Annotated in this window: 17 protein-coding genes and 1 pseudogene; 17 read left to right on the top strand and 1 reads right to left on the bottom strand. The window is 56.6% G+C overall.

Annotation, left to right across the window (positions count from 1 at the left end):
- Positions 1 to 113 precede the first annotated feature (113 nt).
- The 16 genes from ACWPW0_RS14395 to ACWPW0_RS14320 all read left to right on the top strand — a co-directional run bounded on the left by ACWPW0_RS14395 (position 114) and on the right by ACWPW0_RS14320 (position 16,057).
- Positions 114 to 1,220 carry an endonuclease/exonuclease/phosphatase family protein gene (locus tag ACWPW0_RS14395; protein ID WP_023098552.1) on the top strand — a complete coding sequence of 369 codons (1,107 nt, stop codon included), beginning with the start codon at positions 114 to 116 and terminating at the stop codon, positions 1,218 to 1,220.
- Between the two features lie 477 nt (positions 1,221 to 1,697).
- Positions 1,698 to 2,696, top strand: coding sequence for an ATP-grasp domain-containing protein (locus tag ACWPW0_RS14390; RefSeq protein WP_031629774.1), 999 nt, complete (start codon positions 1,698 to 1,700; stop codon positions 2,694 to 2,696).
- Positions 2,697 to 2,771: 75 nt separating this feature from the next.
- Positions 2,772 to 3,911, top strand: a complete 1,140-nt coding sequence (locus tag ACWPW0_RS14385; protein ID WP_003154856.1) for a trypsin-like peptidase domain-containing protein — start codon at positions 2,772 to 2,774, stop codon at positions 3,909 to 3,911.
- A 68-nt stretch (positions 3,912 to 3,979) separates the two neighbouring features.
- A complete protein-coding gene (locus ACWPW0_RS14380) occupies positions 3,980 to 5,107 on the top strand; it encodes a phosphoribosyltransferase domain-containing protein (RefSeq protein ID WP_003154854.1) in 1,128 nt (375 codons plus the stop codon).
- Complete coding sequence (locus ACWPW0_RS14375) at positions 5,097 to 5,855, top strand: HAD family hydrolase (RefSeq protein WP_003090785.1); 759 nt, start codon at positions 5,097 to 5,099, stop codon at positions 5,853 to 5,855. Before ACWPW0_RS14380 ends, ACWPW0_RS14375 begins: the two co-directional genes overlap by 11 nt.
- Positions 5,848 to 6,942, top strand: coding sequence for a cysteine protease StiP family protein (locus ACWPW0_RS14370; protein WP_003090784.1), 1,095 nt, complete (start codon positions 5,848 to 5,850; stop codon positions 6,940 to 6,942). The genes ACWPW0_RS14375 and ACWPW0_RS14370 overlap by 8 nt, the downstream gene beginning before the upstream one ends.
- Positions 6,942 to 7,889, top strand: coding sequence for an HpcH/HpaI aldolase/citrate lyase family protein (locus tag ACWPW0_RS14365; RefSeq protein ID WP_003090783.1), 948 nt, complete (start codon positions 6,942 to 6,944; stop codon positions 7,887 to 7,889). The genes ACWPW0_RS14370 and ACWPW0_RS14365 overlap by 1 nt, the downstream gene beginning before the upstream one ends.
- Positions 7,889 to 8,617 carry an HAD family hydrolase gene (locus ACWPW0_RS14360; protein WP_023098554.1) on the top strand — a complete coding sequence of 243 codons (729 nt, stop codon included), beginning with the start codon at positions 7,889 to 7,891 and terminating at the stop codon, positions 8,615 to 8,617. The genes ACWPW0_RS14365 and ACWPW0_RS14360 overlap by 1 nt, the downstream gene beginning before the upstream one ends.
- 2 nt (positions 8,618 to 8,619) lie before the next feature.
- Entirely contained in the window at positions 8,620 to 9,213 is a 594-nt protein-coding gene (locus ACWPW0_RS14355) for a TerD family protein (protein ID WP_003090782.1), read from the top strand.
- Positions 9,210 to 10,391 (top strand): TerD family protein, encoded by a 1,182-nt coding sequence (locus ACWPW0_RS14350; RefSeq protein ID WP_003154850.1) that lies wholly within the window; start codon positions 9,210 to 9,212, stop codon positions 10,389 to 10,391. Before ACWPW0_RS14355 ends, ACWPW0_RS14350 begins: the two co-directional genes overlap by 4 nt.
- 47 nt (positions 10,392 to 10,438) lie before the next feature.
- On the top strand, positions 10,439 to 10,888 hold the full coding sequence (locus ACWPW0_RS14345) for a tellurite resistance TerB family protein (protein ID WP_003090780.1): 450 nt from the start codon (positions 10,439 to 10,441) through the stop codon (positions 10,886 to 10,888).
- 12 nt (positions 10,889 to 10,900) lie between these two features.
- A complete protein-coding gene (locus ACWPW0_RS14340) occupies positions 10,901 to 11,935 on the top strand; it encodes a TerC/Alx family metal homeostasis membrane protein (protein ID WP_003090778.1) in 1,035 nt (344 codons plus the stop codon).
- A 28-nt stretch (positions 11,936 to 11,963) separates the two neighbouring features.
- Complete coding sequence (locus ACWPW0_RS14335) at positions 11,964 to 12,542, top strand: TerD family protein (protein WP_003090777.1); 579 nt, start codon at positions 11,964 to 11,966, stop codon at positions 12,540 to 12,542.
- Positions 12,543 to 12,577: 35 nt separating this feature from the next.
- Positions 12,578 to 13,156 carry a TerD family protein gene (locus tag ACWPW0_RS14330; RefSeq protein WP_003090776.1) on the top strand — a complete coding sequence of 193 codons (579 nt, stop codon included), beginning with the start codon at positions 12,578 to 12,580 and terminating at the stop codon, positions 13,154 to 13,156.
- A gap of 263 nt (positions 13,157 to 13,419) precedes the next feature.
- Positions 13,420 to 14,751: a hypothetical protein gene (locus ACWPW0_RS14325; RefSeq protein WP_003090774.1), complete on the top strand. Its 1,332-nt coding sequence runs from the start codon at positions 13,420 to 13,422 to the stop codon at positions 14,749 to 14,751.
- A 112-nt stretch (positions 14,752 to 14,863) separates the two neighbouring features.
- On the top strand, positions 14,864 to 16,057 hold the full coding sequence (locus ACWPW0_RS14320) for a DUF4236 domain-containing protein (protein ID WP_023104035.1): 1,194 nt from the start codon (positions 14,864 to 14,866) through the stop codon (positions 16,055 to 16,057).
- 109 nt (positions 16,058 to 16,166) lie between these two features.
- Here the strand turns inward: ACWPW0_RS14320 and ACWPW0_RS14315 are convergent, their stop codons facing one another.
- Positions 16,167 to 16,271: a VWA domain-containing protein gene (locus ACWPW0_RS14315; RefSeq protein ID WP_223865684.1), complete on the bottom strand. Its 105-nt coding sequence runs from the start codon at positions 16,269 to 16,271 to the stop codon at positions 16,167 to 16,169.
- 8 nt (positions 16,272 to 16,279) lie between these two features.
- Between ACWPW0_RS14315 and ACWPW0_RS14310 the strand changes: the two are divergent.
- Positions 16,280 to 17,266, top strand: a pseudogene (locus tag ACWPW0_RS14310) (glycerate kinase family protein); the annotation flags it as partial.
- Between the last annotated feature and the right edge of the window lie 12 nt (positions 17,267 to 17,278).

Below are 17,278 nucleotides of genomic sequence, written 5' to 3'. Positions count from 1 at the left end.
CAACGTCGCTCATGCTCTTTCATGGGGCAGAATCATGACGGTTTTTTTCAACAAAATCGGCCGGTAGCTGAAAATTCAATTACGTTTGATGCCCAAACAAAAGGAGTAAACGGGTGAAAGGGTTTTTCAATGGCGCATTGCTTTTGGGCACTGTTCTGGTCAGTTCTCTGAGCTCGGCAGCGGATCTGACTCTGATGTCTTGGAACGCCATGAGGTTGGGACAGGGTGGGGAGAAGAGCTTTCCAGCACTCGCCGAGGTGGCAGGGAAAGCAGATCTGGTAGCCATTCAGGAAGTGATGAATGAGGAAGGACTGACAAAGTTGGAGGCGGAGCTTGAGAAACGGACCGGGGAGCAATGGTCGACGTTGGTCAGCCATGCGGTGGGCTCCCGCTCCTACAAAGAACTCTATGCTTTCCTCATGCGTGAGAGCGTTGTCGTATACGAAGACGGGGCAGTCGTGTACATGGATCGAGGCGATCGCTTTATTAGGGAGCCCTTATCGGCCCGATTTAAATCGAAACGAGATGGTACGTTATTTGCTGTGGCCAGCATTCACGTGTTGTACGGGAAAGGTCCCCAAGACCGTGAGCCGGAGGTCAGGGAATTGGAGAGCTACTGGGCGTGGCTGGAAAGCATCTACCCAGAAACCCCGGTCATGCTGGTAGGTGACTTCAATATGTCTCCCTCTCACCCCGCATTTTCCGGCCTCTCACAGCACGCAACGCCCCTCATTACAAAGGGCGCAACCACGCTTTCCGCACGCGAAGGGCTCTACGCCAATCTTTACGACAACATCTGGGTATCCAGGACGCATCGTCTGAAGCTGGATAACGCGGGCATCATGGACTACCCCCGGATGATCGGCTGGAGCCATGAGAAAAGCCGGAAGCACGTGAGTGATCACGCTCCCGTATTCGTCACCCTGGGAAATGCGAAGCTGCGCCAGGGGGTTGTAACGGTCCGACCGGAGGCAGAAAGGAGTCGAGTTGCGGGGGGCGGAATGAAGCAGATTTTCCCGTCTCAAGCTCAGAAGAGCACTGCAGCCATCGCCTCCAACATAGACGATGCCGACCATATCCGCGGAAATGCTAACTCCCGCATTTTCCACTGGCCGGGCTGCCCGAGCTACGACAAAGTATCACCAAAGAACCGAGTGGAGTTCAGCAGTGTCCAGGAGGCAGAAGCCGCAGGGTACCGGTTGGCCGGCAATTGTCGCTGATAGATCTAATGCACCGACCAAAGGTTGGTGTCACAGCCTCATCGCAGTGAGGCAGTCGCACGCATCAATGTGACCTAGGGCAGCTTCGGCTGCCCATTATCCGATTAGGAGTTGGACCGTGCCTGTGCGAGCGCCTTGTAGTGACCACCAGCAACCGGATGGGTGCATTCAAGTTCCCTTTAGTAACCAATACCGTTTCTCTTTCAACTGGGTCCAGGAACGAGTCCGTTGAGAGTTGCGATCAGGCTCTGTTTCTCCGATAACTTCAGCACTCTACTGAACACCAAACCTTGCGTGCACGAGGTTCTGAAAGACGCTCAAGATGCGGCCAGAGTGATATTTAGATCTTGGCGATACACTCCAGTAGAATGCTGGATGCCGGTTGATACACGCCGAGCCCCCGTTATCGCCCCTTCCACCATAAACATGGCTGATCGCCTTTTTTGCCCGGCCGCAGCCACCCTGAGGATGCATATCTTGATTTGGTTTCTTGAGGGACAGTCCAGCCAGCGGGACATCATTCTGGGAGCGCGTGAAGCCCTCCCGCCGGAAGTGAGGATTTTTGCTTCACATCGCCAAGACAGGCCCGAAATCACCGGAAGCGCCGATGTAAGTTTCCTTGAGCCGAAGGACAACCAGGAACGAATCGACTGGGTGATCGAGACCGCCCTAAGGCATGGGATCAAAGTCATCCTAGTCGGCCGCGTGGGGAGTGTCTTTGAGGCTCAGCGCCACCGATTCGAGGCCGCTGGCCTGGTTTTGGTTACCGGCGGCGCGAGCATGGGTACGTTCGAGTTGGTAGACGACAAGAGTAAATTCACGGCGGAAGCAGAACGTGCAGGCCTTGCCTGTGTCCCGGCGATCACGGCACGTAATGCGAAGGAACTCATCGATGCCTACGAGTCCCTTCGTGTTCTCGGCGACGTCTGTGTCAAACCAGCGGTAGGTATATATGGCCAGGGGTTCTGGCGCTTCAAGTCTGAAGCGGATTCGTTTCGTTGCTTCGCCAACCCCGATTCTCGGGAAGTCCAGTTTGAGACATACCTTAATGCCTACCGGGCTGGAGCGGATCGTTCCGCCATGCTGGTCATGCCGTACATGACAGGAAGCGAGTGCTCGATCGACATGGTTTGCGAATCCGGCCGCCCCGTGGCATTCGTTGGTCGCCGGAAAGAAGGGCTGCACCAGACCTTCGAGAATGACTCGCCAGCGGTAGAGCTCGCTCTGAAGGCTGCCGCTCACTTCCAGTGCGATGGCCTGGTCAATGTCCAAACGCGGGATGATTTAGACGGTGTCCCACATCTACTCGAGATCAATCCGCGGTACTCCGGTGGCATCGGCTACACCCGACATACGGGAGTGAACCTGCCAGGCATCTTCGCCACTAGAAGGCTTGGTCTGGCTGAGCCGGTGAGTGATTGGATACCGAACATCAGGGTGAAAGCCATAACCGTTGCGGTGCCAGTGACAACTTGATATGTAGTCAGACTTCAAGTTTGATATCATTTCGCCGCATTTAGTAAGGTTCGGGGCTCAAGGAGCAAAGCAGGGATGATGGTGATGGCGCCTGGCGCAAACACAGCTTTGGGAGCGGCGCAATGTTCCTGGACGCTGGAGTGCGGCAATCCCTCTGCATTCGGGGACTATGCCGCTGTCGCTCTGCTTCCGCTGGACGATAAGCGTCACCCAAAAGGGGAAGCAGCACTTTTCCAGGTTTCCCAGGCCTGGATGCAGTGGAGTGGTGGGCAAGAGAAAATCTGCTGCAACTTGAATCTCGGCCAACTTCCGACCGGTGCCGACAGGGTGCTCTTGGTCGTGTACACCTTCTCGGCAATGGGGCCAGTAAGCGACCTGCGATTACTCCGCTTGCAGATCGACTCTCAGATCGAGTTCAACTTGAACCTGTCCGACAATGGTGAATCAGCGATCATTGTCGGTGAGTTCTATTGCCGCAATCACCAGTGGAAATTCCGTGCTCTGGCCGAGGGGTCGGCCTATGGCCTAGCAGCACTTGGACGTCGCATCGGCCTGAAGATCGACGATGCTCACCCGCACCGCCGCTCCAGTTCCTCAGAACAGAGCCGACCGGCATCCGGAGCGACAGGCACCGGCTTTGCTGTGACTTCCACCCATATTCTCACCTGTGCGCATGTCATTGAGGACATGAAAGAGATCCACATCGCTTCGTTCGAAGGACGCCATCGTGCCGAGGCAGTGGTTGTAGATCAGCGCAATGATTTGGCACTACTTAGAGTGCAAGGAGCGCCAGCCTTTAAGCCGGTGGCTTTCCGGGATGGAGTTGGGTGTGACCTTGGCGAGCCTGTGGTGGCCCTCGGGTTCCCACTTGCTGGTCTGGCCGGTGGGGGGGTGCACGTCACCCAAGGTGGCGTTTCAGCACTCTTTGGCCTGCACAATGACTCCAGTCTGCTCCAATTCACTGCACCAATTCAGCCGGGATCAAGTGGTAGCCCCCTCTTTGACGCAGCTGGATCAGTTGTAGGGATGGTGACTTCCACGATCCCTGACGCACAGAACATGAACTTCGCGGTCAAGGCCGGGCTTGCCCTGGCGTTTCTTGACGCCTGTGGTGTCGAGCCAACTCGTACACCAACAGGAAGGACTTTCTCGACATCTCAAATGGCCCGTGAAGCCCAGCAATCGCTATGGAAAATCGAGGCGCGTAATCCATAGGGAAACAATTGCTTGAATCTCGGGACTAGGCGTTAGGGGCAGCCCTCGTGCCAAACAAGGAAGCATTCATGGAAAAAATCATAGTACCAACGTCCGTACGCGCCCAACTCAAGCGAGGGCTCCTCGAGGTCAAAGTCGAAGACACCGTTCTCCCTCCAGCTGACCTGTTCGGCTTCGCAGAGCGCCGGAACCCCAAGCGAGCATTCCTTTTCGTGTCGAAAGTGCTGGGCCGCCATATACCCGTGCGCCCCTCGGTTATGGCTGCCAGCTTCGAGAGTCTAGCCGCCGAAATCCCGCCTGATCTCCCTGGCCCGGTGCTGGTCATTGGCATGGCCGAAACTGCGGTTGGCCTCGGTGCCGGTGTGCACCGCGCCTTCAGTACCACTCGCTCTGACAGTGTGTACCTCATCAGCACTCGCCACCCCCTTGGTACCGACCTCTTCGCTCGATTCGAGGAAGAGCATAGCCATGCGAGTGCGCACCTGATCCACATGCCCGTCGATCCCGAAATCAGGGAAGCGATGCTTCAGGCGCGGTCGCTGGTGCTGGTGGACGATGAGGCTTCTACTGGGAAGACCTTCGTCAATCTGCACCGCGCCTTGGTAGAGGCCGGACTGAGCAAGATCGAACGTATCGTCACCTGCGTCCTCACGGACTGGTCTGCTGGCGCTGTGCGCAAAACCATCGGGGAATCAGCCACTGCAGTTTCGCTGATGCAGGGTTCCTACCAGTTCCATGAAAACCCAGCTGCCCCGCCACCCGAAATGCCCGATGTGGGAGCAGTTTCCATCGGCGAGTGGCCTCTTTCGGCTGACAAGGACTGGGGGCGTTTGGGCGTTCGTCGTGTGGACGACACGCTTGCCCCCGACATCCGGGTTCACCCTAACGAGAAAGTCATCGTGGTGGGTACAAGTGAGTTCGTTTGGCGTCCCTTCCTGCTGGCTGAGCGACTGGAACGTGCTGGTGTGGACGTGCACTTCAGTTCTACCACCCGCTCTCCAATCGCCCTGGGCCACGCCATCGAGCACGCCCTGTCGTTCTCAGATAACTACGGTCTTGGCATCCCGAACTTCCTCTACAACGTGAAGCCGGGGCAGTTTGACCGAGTCCTGATCTGCTCCGAGACTCCCGAGCAGGCTGCTCCTGCAGAGCTGGTTGCTGCCCTGAATGCCGAGGTGATTTTCGATGGGCACTAATCGTCCCCTGGTATTCGTCGACCTCGACGACACCCTGTTCCAGACCTCTCGCAAGATGGTCGAAGGTACGCCGCGTACTACCGCGACGCTGGACGTACACGGCCAACCCAATGGGTACATGAACCCGATCCAGCACTCCTTCATCAGTTGGCTGCTGGCTTCTGCCGATGTAGTGCCTGTCACTGCGCGTGACGTTGAGGCCTACAGCCGCGTCAAGCTCCCCTTCACCGAGGGGGCTATCTGCTCGCATGGTGGTGTGATGCTCCACTCTGACGGCTCACTGGATCAGGACTGGCATGGCCAGATGGCAGAATCCCTTTGGGCCTTCCAGGATCGACTGCCAGCGTTGAGCGAAGCAACCTTGCGGATCGGGAAGGACATGGGCTATTCGCTCCGCGGTTGGGTTGTGGAAGAAGAAGGTCTGCGCCACTACGTGGTGACCAAACAGAACGAATCTGATGACGCTGTCCTCTCCAAGGTTCTGGCCGAGGTTCAAGCCCGAGGCATGCTGGAAGGCATGCACATTCACGCCAACGGCAACAACCTCGCTTTCCTGCCCAAGGGGCTGGCCAAGCGATTGGCAGTTCAAGAATGGCTGCGCCGTGACGCCAAGATCAATGGAGATCGCCCAGTCCTTGGCTTCGGCGACAGCATTACTGACCTAGGATTCATGGGCCTTTGCCACATGTGGGCTACACCCGCTCGCAGCCAATTGGCCAAGGCCGTGGAGGAGATGATCATTGAGTAATCTCCTTGCCACCCTGAATACCGTCGGCAGCGGAAGCTACGCGCCGGAAGACGTCCATTTCCTTCTGCGGTCGGTGCAAATGAATGTCACCGATGTCGAGGAGAAGGAGCGCCTGATTCAGACCAATCAGAAGCACTATTCGGAGATGATCAGCCAAGAACACGCGCCTACCGACGTTCACAAGTCCTTGTACGCTCGCGCGCTAGTGCTGAACGGTGCTCGCATGGCTGAAGATGTTCAATCTCTGGCTTTGGCGTTGAGTGCCGTCTGCACCGGCTCCAGCATCGCACTGGTTTCCTTCGTGCGCGCCGGCCTTCCCCTTGGCGTCCTGCTCCGTCGGGCACTGGTCGAGATGGGCCGTGACGCCCACCACTATGGCGTAAGCATTATCCGTGATCGTGGGATCGATACAGTGGCCCTCGAAGCGATCATCCAGTTGCACGGTGCTGAGAACATTGTCTTCGTGGATGGCTGGACCGGCAAGGGAGCAATCTCTGGCGAGCTCAAGCGGACGCTAGGTGCCGACAAGCGTTTCCCGGAAGAGCCCCGACTCGTTGTGCTAGCCGACCCCTGCGGCCGCGCATGGCTCGCCGCCTCCGCAGAGGACTGGGTTATCCCGTCCGGAATCTTGGGCGCAACCGTTTCCGGCTTGGTGTCTCGCTCCATCTGGCCGACTCAAGGTGGGCTTCATGGTTGCGTGGTCTACGACCACTTGAGTGAACACGACGTTACTCGTGAATTCATCGACAAGATCGAGGCTGAGCGCCAAGCGCTGAGTAGCGTCCAAACCGCATCGCCCTGGACGCACGAGCAGAGCCTGAAGCTCCAGGCCGCGGCCGAAAACGTGGTTACCTCCCTGGCTACCCGCTTTGGCATCAGCAACCTGAATCGCGTGAAACCAGGTATTGCCGAGGCCACCCGAGCAGTCCTGCGCCGAGTGCCCGATCACGTGCTGGTGCGAGATCGTAATGACGGCGACGTGCAACTCCTACTGCATCTCACCGAGCGCGCAGGGGTAACGGTGGAGGAGACCGGCGAGGCTCTTGGACCTTATCGTGCGGTAACCATCATCCGGAGTACGAACTGATGAAGGCGATTTCTCCATTCGCCCTCGGGGCGACTCTGTACATGCCGGCAACCCGCGATGACATCCTGGATGTGGTGTTCGGGATGAAGATCCCTGAGCTTCGCTCACTCGTTGTGTGCCTGGAAGATGCAGTGGCGGCGATCGACGTCGAAAGTGCACTCGCAAATCTGCAGGCCCTACTCATGGGCATTCAGGCCCGTGGCGGCCGCCCGGAACAAGGGCCGTTGCTCTTCCTCCGTCCTCGCGATGCAGAGATGGCAGCAGTGCTGAACGGATGGCCGCTGATGAAGCACGTCAACGGGTTCGTCGTTCCCAAGCTGACGCTGAAGTCTCTTCCTTTTTGGGAAGCCGCTGTTAGCAACCCTGACCTCTATCTCATGCCAACCCTGGAAACGAGCGATGTTTACGACCCGGGTGCCATGGTGGAGCTCGGCCAGGCTCTGAAGGCCAACCTGAACCAACGCATCATCGCACTCCGGATTGGCGGGAACGACCTCATGGGTTGCCTCGGCCTGCGCCGCAACCCTGCCACCACGCTCTACAACACACCGATGGGCTACGTGATTCCCATGCTCGCCGGCGTGATGGGAGCACAGGGATTTGCCCTGACGGCCCCTGTATTCGAGCAGTTGGCCACGCCTCATCTTCTTCAGGAGGAGTTGAAGCTCGACATCGCACATGGCCTGGTAGGCAAGACGGCAATTCATCCAAGTCAGATCCGCATCATTCAGGACAATCTCCGCGTGAGCCTGGAGGACCTCAACTGTGCCAAGCTGATCGTCAACGATGTAGCCCCCGCCGTCTTCAAGCACAACGATGCAATGTGCGAACCGGCTACTCATTACAAGTGGGCAGTGAACATCCTTGAGCGCGCCAAGTGGCATGGTGTGAAAACCGCCGATATGGGCAATGGCGAGCACAGTGTCCGCCTGGCCGAGGCTTACTAATGAGCATCGAAATGCTGGAGGCTGGGCCGAAAGGAGCGAAGGTGCTCTCGGTGTTTGACTTCGATGGCACTCTCACCCGGCACGACAGCTTCGTGCCGTTCCTTCGGTTTGCCTTCGGCACTCGCGAGTTCACCCAACGCATTCTCAGGTTGGCGCTGCCCACCCTGAGGTATCTCTCCAGGGGCATGTCCCGGGATGAGCTTAAGGCCCAGTTGATAGGCACATTTCTCGCTGGCGTGGAAGCCAAATGGGTATGTCAGAAAGCTGAAGATTTTTGCCAGTTGGTTTGGCCCAAGCTCATGCGCCCATCAGGGGTAAGATCAGTTGCGGCCGAAATTGCGTCCGGAGCGGAGGTTACACTCTGCTCGGCTTCTCCGGCGCTAGTTCTGCGGCCCTTCGCCGAACGTCTCGGCATCAAGCTCATCGGTACAGAACTGGAAGTGGTCGATGGTCACTTGACCGGCAGGATCAGCGGAAACAACTGTCGCTGCGAGAACAAGGTACGCCGATTGGAAGCCATATATGGCCCTCTGACACAGTATCGGTTGAGGGCCTGGGGGGATACCCATGGCGATCATGAATTATTGGATGCAGCGCAAGATGCGCATTGGCGTCATTTTCACCCCGCGTGGCGGCGTTCCCGCTCGCGGTATAGCAAGGCCGGGAGCCCGGAGAGTGTTTCTCCGCGTGAGTCCCACTCGAACTCTGAAGATCAACAAGGAGCGTAAGCATGGCAATCACCCTGAGCAAAAATCAGAGCATTTCGCTGGAAAAAACTGCCGGCAGCGGCCTGACCTCGGTCAGCCTCGGACTGGGTTGGGATCCGGTAAAGTCTGGAGGTTTCCTCTCCAAGCTCCTCGGCGGTGGCAACGACGAGATCGACCTCGACGCCTCCTGCATTCTGCTGGACGGGAACATGAAGCCGGTGGATCTAGTTTGGTTCCGTCAGCTCAGCTCGAAGGACGGCTCCATCAAGCACTCCGGCGACAATCTCACCGGTGAAGGCGATGGCGACGATGAAACCATCAACGTCGACCTGCAGCGTCTGCCAGCCTCCGTCCAGCACCTGGTGTTCACCGTCAACAGCTTCCGCGGTCAGAAGTTCGACCAGGTGGAAAATGCTTATTGCCGAATCGTGAACAACTCGAAGAGCCAGGAGCTGGCGCGCTTCAACCTCGCTGAGAAGGGCCAGCACACCGGCGTAGTAATGGCTAGCCTCAGCCGCAAGGGTAACGATTGGGACTTCAAGGCGATCGGCCAGTCCACTAACGGCCGCACTGCGGACGACCTCGTCAACTTGGCTATTCAGGCGGTACGCGCATGACAACCCTGGTACCTGGCGGTAATGCGCCGGTTGCCACCGGCCAACTGCGTGTGGACATCAGTTATACGCCGGCTCCAGGCGCAGACATCGATATCTCTGCATTCGCCCTAACCACCTCGGGGAAGGTTCGCGGCGATGGCGACATGTGCTTCTACGGTCAAACCAGTATTCTGGGTGGAGCTGTTCAGCTAACAGCCAATTCGGCCGGTCGTGCTGAGTTCACAGTCGACCTCAGCCGTGTTGATCCTGCCGTGGAGAAAGTTGCCCTCACCGCAACCATCTACGAAAACAAGGCAACCTTCGATCGCGTGTCGACGCTATCGCTAGCGCTCACTGGAGGGATCGAAGCTCAGATCCCAACACACGGGATGAATGAAACCGCCCTCATCCTCGGTGAGTTCTACCTTCGGCAGGGAGCGTGGAAGTTTCGTTGTGTCGCCCAGGGCTTCGCGGGAGGCTTGGGACCGCTGGCAAAGCACTTCGGCGTCGAAATCGCTGCACCTCCTTCCGCGCCGGCACCGACTCCCGCTGCGCCGCCTCAAGTACCTCCAGCCCCGCCGAAGCCGACCATCAGCCTCAGCAAGGTAACGCTCGACAAGTCTCGCTCGAGCATCAGCCTGGACAAGCCTGCTGCAGGGTTTGGTGAGATCAAGGTGAACTTGAACTGGAACCAAGGTGGAAGTGGCGGTGTACTCGGCGGCATCTTTGGCAAGAGCAAGTCCGTCGACCTCGACGTTGGGTGTCTCTTCGAACTGCAAGATGGCTACAAGGGAGTTGTTCAGGCCCTGGGGGAGGCCTTCGGTGATCTGAACGATGAGCCCTACATTCAGTTGATGGGCGACGACCGAACTGGTTCTGTTGCTGGCGGCGAGTGGATGCACATCAACGGCCGGCAGTGGAGCGAGATCAAACGCATCCTGGTCTTCGCGTTCATCTACGAAGGTGCTCCGAACTGGAAAGCTACCGACGGCGTCGTGACGATCTTCATCCCGGGCCAGCCAGAAATCGAAGTTCGCCTGAACGAAGAAGGTGGACGCTATGGGATGTGCGCCATCGCCTTGCTTGAAAACGTAAACGGGGCCGTTAAGGTCTCCCGCAGAGTCGACTTCCACCGTGGGCACCAAGATATGGACAAAGCCTACGGCTGGGGGATGCGCTGGACGGCGGGCTCCAAGTAAAAACTGATCCGGCGGGGCCGAAGGGCCCCGCTCACTGAGAGGAACACATGCTCGAATGGCTGAAAACCAACGCGACGAAAGCTCGCGAGACTCTGACGACTGAGGTCGCCAAGTTCAAAAATCGCACCTTCATGGAGGCAGTAGCAAATGCGTGCGCGCTGATCTCCGCGGCGGATGGTGAAATCAAATCCGAGGAGAAGATGAAGATGACCGGCTTCATCAATAACTCCCCGGAACTGAAGGTCTTCAACCTGAACGACGTGATCAAAGTCTTCAGCGACGCCTGCGGCAAGTTCGAGTTCGACTTCCAGATTGGTCAAGCTGAAGCCCTGAAGGCGATCAGCAAGGTCAAGGGCAAGGACGGCGAAGCACGGCTACTGGTACGTGTGGCCAGCGCCATCGGCGCCTCCGACGGTGACTTCGATGATAAAGAGAAAGCGGCATGCCGCCTGATTTGCCTAGAGCTGGGTCTGAACCCGGCAGACTTCGAACTGTAAGGAAACTTAAACGTGGAAACGACTCACATTGGCTTCCCACCGCTGACCATGGCGGTATTCGTCGGCCTTGCACTTGCCGCCCTGCTGCTGGACATGGTTACCCATCGCGATGACAAGCCGATCACCCTAGCGCGCGCCTCTATCTGGTCCGTGTTCTGGGTGGCGATTTCTCTGGCGTTCGCAGGTTTCCTCTACGTGCAGCACGGCGCTGAAGTCGCCAGCCTGTTCGTCACCGGCTACGCCTTGGAGAAAGTGCTGTCGGTCGACAACCTGTTCGTCTTCATGGCCATCTTCGCCTGGTTCAAGGTACCGGATGGCCTCCGTCACCGAGTTCTCTATTGGGGCATCATCGGCGCTATCGTCTTCCGTGGCGTATTCGTGGTCATCGGTACCGGCCTGCTCGCATTTGGCCCCTGGGTCGAGATCGTCTTCGCGCTGATCGTTGCCTGGACCGCTGTGATGATGCTCAAGGGCGGTGACGATGATGATGAAGAGGAGGACTACTCCCAACATCTTGCCTACCGCTTCGCGAAAAAGCTCTTCCCGGTATGGCCGAAGTTATACGGTCATAACTTCTTTGTGAGCCGCAAGAAGCTAGAAGTCGAAGTGCAGAAACCCGAGAACAAAGACATAAGCCTGGCGGCGAAAGGTGGTCTTTTCGCCACTCCGCTTTTCTTATGCTTGGTGGTAGTTGAGGTGTCCGATGTTCTGTTCGCCTTCGACTCGGTTCCGGCCGTAATCGCGGTGAGCCGTGAACCCCTGATCGTCTACTCGGCAATGTTGTTTGCCATCCTGGGTCTGCGTACCCTCTACTTCGTTCTTGAAGCACTGAAGCGCTATTTGGTGCACCTCGAGAAGGCGGTCATCGTGCTGCTGTTCTTCATCGCTGCCAAGCTCGGCCTGAACGCCACCAACCACCTGTTCCATCACGGCATCAGTATCGACCCGAATACCAGTCTGCTTATCGTCCTGGCAGTTCTGGCAGTCGGCATCCTCGCAAGCGTGATCTTCCCGGAAAAGGAAGAAGCGCAAGTCGAAAACCAGTAATCAGTAGCAACCACAAGGAGCTGTATACATGGCACTGTCTCTGCAAAAAGGTGGCAACCTCTCCCTGTCTAAAGAGGCGCCTGGCCTAACCAAAATTCTGGTAGGTCTGGGTTGGGACCCTCGCTCCACCGATGGCACCCAGTTCGACCTCGACGCCAGCGCTTTCCTGCTAAACGCCTCCGGTAAAGTCCGCGGCGATGCAGACTTCATCTTCTACAACCAACTCAAGAGTCCGGACGGTTCCGTTGAGCATACCGGCGACAACCGTGATGGCGCCGGCGACGGTGACGACGAGGCTATCAAGGTCGATCTGAGCCGCGTGCCGGTCGACGTCGACAAGATCGCCTTCACCGTGACGATCCATGACGCTGAAAATCGTCGCCAGAACTTCGGTCAGGTCGGCAACTCCTTCATCCGTATCGTTAACGAGACCAACGGCTCCGAGATTGTTCGTTACGATCTGGCCGAAGACGCCTCGACTGAAACCGCGATGATCTTCGCCGAGTTGTACCGCCACAACAGCGAATGGAAGTTCCGCGCTGTTGGTCAAGGCTACGCTGGTGGCCTGAAGGCCCTGGCCAACGGTTACGGTCTGACCGTCAACTGACCTCCATCTAATAAACTGAATCAAGGAATCACTTTATGGCAGTTTCTCTCCAAAAGGGCGGCAACGTCAGCCTGTCCAAAGAAGCACCAGGTCTGACCGAGGTCATCGTGGGCCTGGGCTGGGATCCGCGCGTAACTGACGGCACCGAGTTCGATCTCGATGCCTCCGTTTTCGTCACTGGCGAAAACGGTAAAGTTCTCAACGACGCCAGCTTCATTTTCTACAACAACAAGACGAGCGCTGACGGCTCCATCGAGCACCTGGGCGACAACCGCTCCGGTCAGGGCGATGGCGACGACGAGCAAGTCAACGTCAAGCTGAACGGCCTGGGCGCAGACGTGAAGAAGCTAGTCTTCGCCGTCACCATCCATGACGCCGAAGCTCGTAAGCAGTCCTTCGGCCAGGTGGGCAATGCCTACATCCGTGTCCTGAACAAAGCCGACGGCAAAGAGATTGCTCGCTTCGACCTGTCCGAAGACGCCTCCACCGAGACCGCCATGATCTTCGGCGAACTGTACCGTCACAACGACGAGTTCAAGTTCAAGGCTATCGGCCAAGGTTTTGCTGGCGGCCTGAAGCCTCTGGCTGAAGCTCACGGCGTGAGCATCGGCTAAGCCGAAAGGCGGAAAAAGCCCCGGAATTTCCGGGGCTTTTTCACATCTGCAGGAAGAGAACGAGTGTCGTGGTCGGTAAGATAATGCGTTAGATAGCCGGATGATCGCAACTCGGTTGATCTCGTTAAGATCTATAACAGCAAAGACTGCAGCATGCGCGATTTAGATCGCCCAATGCATGTCATAGCATGTAAGTGACCAGTTCCTGTCGGCTCTGGTTGGTTGGATTTTAAGCCTGTGAAATTACCGTGATGGGGAATGGAATGAAGTTAAAATCACTGGCAATGGCAGTGCCTTTAGCACTGGCTGGCTGCGGCTTCGTTAACGACCAGAAGCTCAATTTTGCTCATCAGGAGTATATGCAGGAGTGCTTTGCCACTTTTTCAAATAGTTGTAACGACAAGGCGATCGACTACAACATCATGCTTCTGGAAACAATTAAGGACAAAATGATTGAGGCAGGGCCTGAGCGTCTAGATCTCAAAGGGGAAAGTGCCGAGAGATTTGAAGAGCATGTAGAAAAATCCATCGGAAAAATGGTCGAGCATTTTGAAGTCATGAGGCCGGGCTTTTTCACTCGTGTATTTATGGGTAGGTTCGAGCCATTTGATGGGAAGTCTGTAAGAATTCTTGAAGCATCAGATGCAGACGAACTTTTTAGTGTAATCCTTGAAGAGTATACGAAGCGGCTCCTAGAAAACAGAAAGAAACTACAGGAAATTTGGGAAAAAACGCCGGATATGGTTTCCGAAGCGTCAGAGCCGGTCGGGCCTCTCAAAGAGGAGCCTGTTCAATCTACCTCGCAAAATGTTGAGGCTAATGGGCTTAAGGTCGCGGTTGACGCGGCGATTATTGAGCATGCACAGCAGAATGCCGCCAGTGAATACGGCGAAGCTCGCCGTTACCTGCAGGTGGATTTCGACGGGAATGGCAGCACTGATGCAGTTGTGATGTACACTCTTGAGCCAACTAGTGGCGGTAATTACAGCAACCAATATCTTGTTCCCCTCATCCATAACGGTGATGCGTGGGAAGCTAAGACACGCCTCGATATCATGAACTCCGCCTCTGATTTGGCTGACGAAGGCAATGGCGTTCTGAGCTATGTCGAGCTCTCGCACGGCCCAGATGATGCAGATTGCTGCCCGTCCATGGAGACAAAGCGTCTGTATAAGTGGAATGGTTCTGTCTTGCAGGAGTACAAAAATGATGGTGCAGTGCCAACACAGGCATCATCCAAATCTCTTGCTGAACCGCCTTTCTACTCAGTGCTCACGCTGAATGATTCATCGGACGAAAAAGAAGTGACGACCAAGCGAGTTTTAGAGTGCAGCATGGCCTCAAAGCTTGTTGGGCAGTTAGAGTCGATAGACATCATCGCAGATAAGATTAATCGGACCGGCTTGGCCAATACTATTAACCCTAATCCAGAAATTATGGCCGATTACCATCTGATGATTAAAAAGGATTGGTCGCTAAAAGATATGAATCGAGCAAGCCAAGATGAGTATTTAGTGGGGATCTATAATTCTGAATTCTGCCATAAGCTCCACGAGCAGCCGGCAATTCAGGTTTCCGATGTCCCAGCCGATTAGTCTCAGTCTAGTATCCAGCTTCACTGAACTCGCACGTATAGGCCTTAGATTGGCCAAGATCTCTGCCTGTCAGTGAGCAGCCCGGCATTTCCAGAGGACCTCGGAGGAAGAAATGGGATTTCGCTTCAGCAAACGAATTACGATCGTGCCTGGTGTTCGGCTCAACATCAGCGGGTCGGGTATCAGCACCTCTGTTGGGCCACGTGGACTAAGCTTAACGATGGGCAAGCGTGGTACCTACCTCAACGCTGGCCTGCCCGGGACCGGCCTCGCGTATCGTGAACGGCTGGACCGATCGGGGACAAGGAACGCGCCAAACCCTGCTGCAGACTCGGCAGGCTATTCCGGGCCGATCAAGGTCAAAGTCGACGATGATGGTTCGTTGATTATCACCGACTTGGAAGACGCTCCCCTTCCGCCGGCAATCGTGAAGAGGGTGAAGGTAGAGAAGAGTGACGAGATCCAGGCGCTTCTGGAAAAAGCTGCAGCCAAGATCAACCAGGCGCTCAATGAGTGCCTATCGGCTCATATGATGACCCCTCGGCCGGGTTCTCTGCCGGCGCTACCACCGGCATTCGATCTGGACGAACCGCGGCGACCTTCAACGGACGCTCCAGGGCTGCTCGACAAGATGCTCCTGCGGAGTTCTAGGATGGAAAAGGAGGCTCAGGAACTAGAAGCACAGTACCAGCAAGATCTTGTCGAGTGGAACGCTGCACGTGATGCTCACGAGAAGGCGCGATCCGACATTGATAAGGCCATTCGACTTGCCGCAAAGGGATACAGCGCTCAGATGGAGCGTGCCCTCGACTATGTCCTATCCGGCATTGCCTGGCCGAAAGAAACGCTCCTCGAGTACGAGTTCTCGCATGACGTTTCGGGCATTGCTCTGGACATAGATTTGCCTGATGAAGGGGATGTGCCCAACCGAACGGCTGAAGCCAGGGGCAATGGCAAGCTCACCTTTAAAACCCGGTCCGAAGCTCAGACTCGTAAGGACTTCGTCTCACTTTGCTACGGCACCGTTTTCCGCGTGGTTGGGGAGGTTTTTGCCTTGCTCCCAGGCATCCAAAAGTGCCTTGCTTCCGGGTACATTCAGCGCACAGATTTGGCAACGGGGAGTATCGGGGATCAGTATGTAATCTCGGCGCTGATCTCTCGTGATCAATGGGAAACCTTGGACTTCAGCCGGCTGGAGGCGATAGATCCAGGTGCGACGTTGAAGGCATTCGGGGCCGTGGTGAGCGTCGATAGAACATCGCGGTTCCGAGAAATCACCCCAATGGACTTAGCCACCCTTGGCTGAACCAGGTAATCAAGGTCACGGCTCCTAAAAAATAAAACCCGCCATCAAGGCGGGTCATCTGTTTTGAAGGACATTCTAGTAAAGACCTCCTTGGGTTTCTGGCGCTCCGCTAGCCGATGATCCCCTTCGCCGAAGCTTCCCTGATCCAGCTCGGGAATTCCTCCATGAGCTGGTCGTAGAGCCTTTCCTCAGTGACCTGGTGTAGGTCATCCAGCGCGAACAGCCATTGCTCAAGGAGTGCGGGATTCGGCTCCAGACGCTCAAATCGTGTGCATGCCCATGGCAGACGGCGGTGAGGGCACCGTCGACGCCGTCCTGGCTGCCACCGGTGGAGAGCGGCGGGTCAGTACCGTCCAAGGACCACTTGGGGCGGAAGTCCAAGCAGCTCGGGGCTGGCTTAACGAGTCTCGCACCGCTGTGATTGAAATGGCGGCAGCCAGTGGCATTCACTTGGTTCTGGCCGCGGAACGCGACGCTACGCGCGCTTCCACCTTCGGAACCGGTCAACTGGTCCAGCAAGCCCTGAGTGCTGGCGCGCAACGAATAATCATGGGGTTTGGGGGGAGCGCGACCAATGATGGCGGTACCGGAATGCTGCGAGCGCTTGGTGCCAGGTTTCTCGACTCTGCCGGCGATGAGATCGAGGAGGGTGGCCTGGCGCTCAAAGCTCTTCGCCAGATCGACTTGAACAGACTCGATGAGAGGCTACATAAAGTCCGGATTGAAGTTGCCTGTGATGTCAACAATCCATTGACCGGGCTGCACGGAGCCTCACACGTTTTCGGCCCGCAGAAAGGTGCAACGCCTGATCAGGTCTTGGCTTTGGATGAGGCTCTGAATACGTATGCCGATATTGTGGCCGCGCTTCTTCAGAAAGACGTACGTGACTTTCCTGGGGCTGGCGCGGCGGGGGGAATCGGGTTCGCCGCCAAAGCATTTCTACATGCGGAATTCCGGCCTGGTGTTCAACTGATCGCGGATTTGTCTGGACTGAGTCAGGCTGTTCAAGGAGCAGACCTTGTGATCACCGGCGAAGGGAGGTTGGATGAACAGACGCTGTACGGAAAGACCCCTGCCGGGGTGGCTGTCATCGCTTCTGCTGCGGGAGTGCCTGTCGTGGCAATCGCTGGCACGCTGGGAGTCGGATATCAGCGGCTGCGCGACATTGGAATCGTTGCAGCCTTCTCCATCACCTCTGGGCCCATGACGGGGCGAATAGAG

Source organism: Pseudomonas sp. Marseille-Q8238, from assembly GCF_965111915.1.
This window is presented reverse-complemented; position numbering and strand designations above follow the sequence as displayed.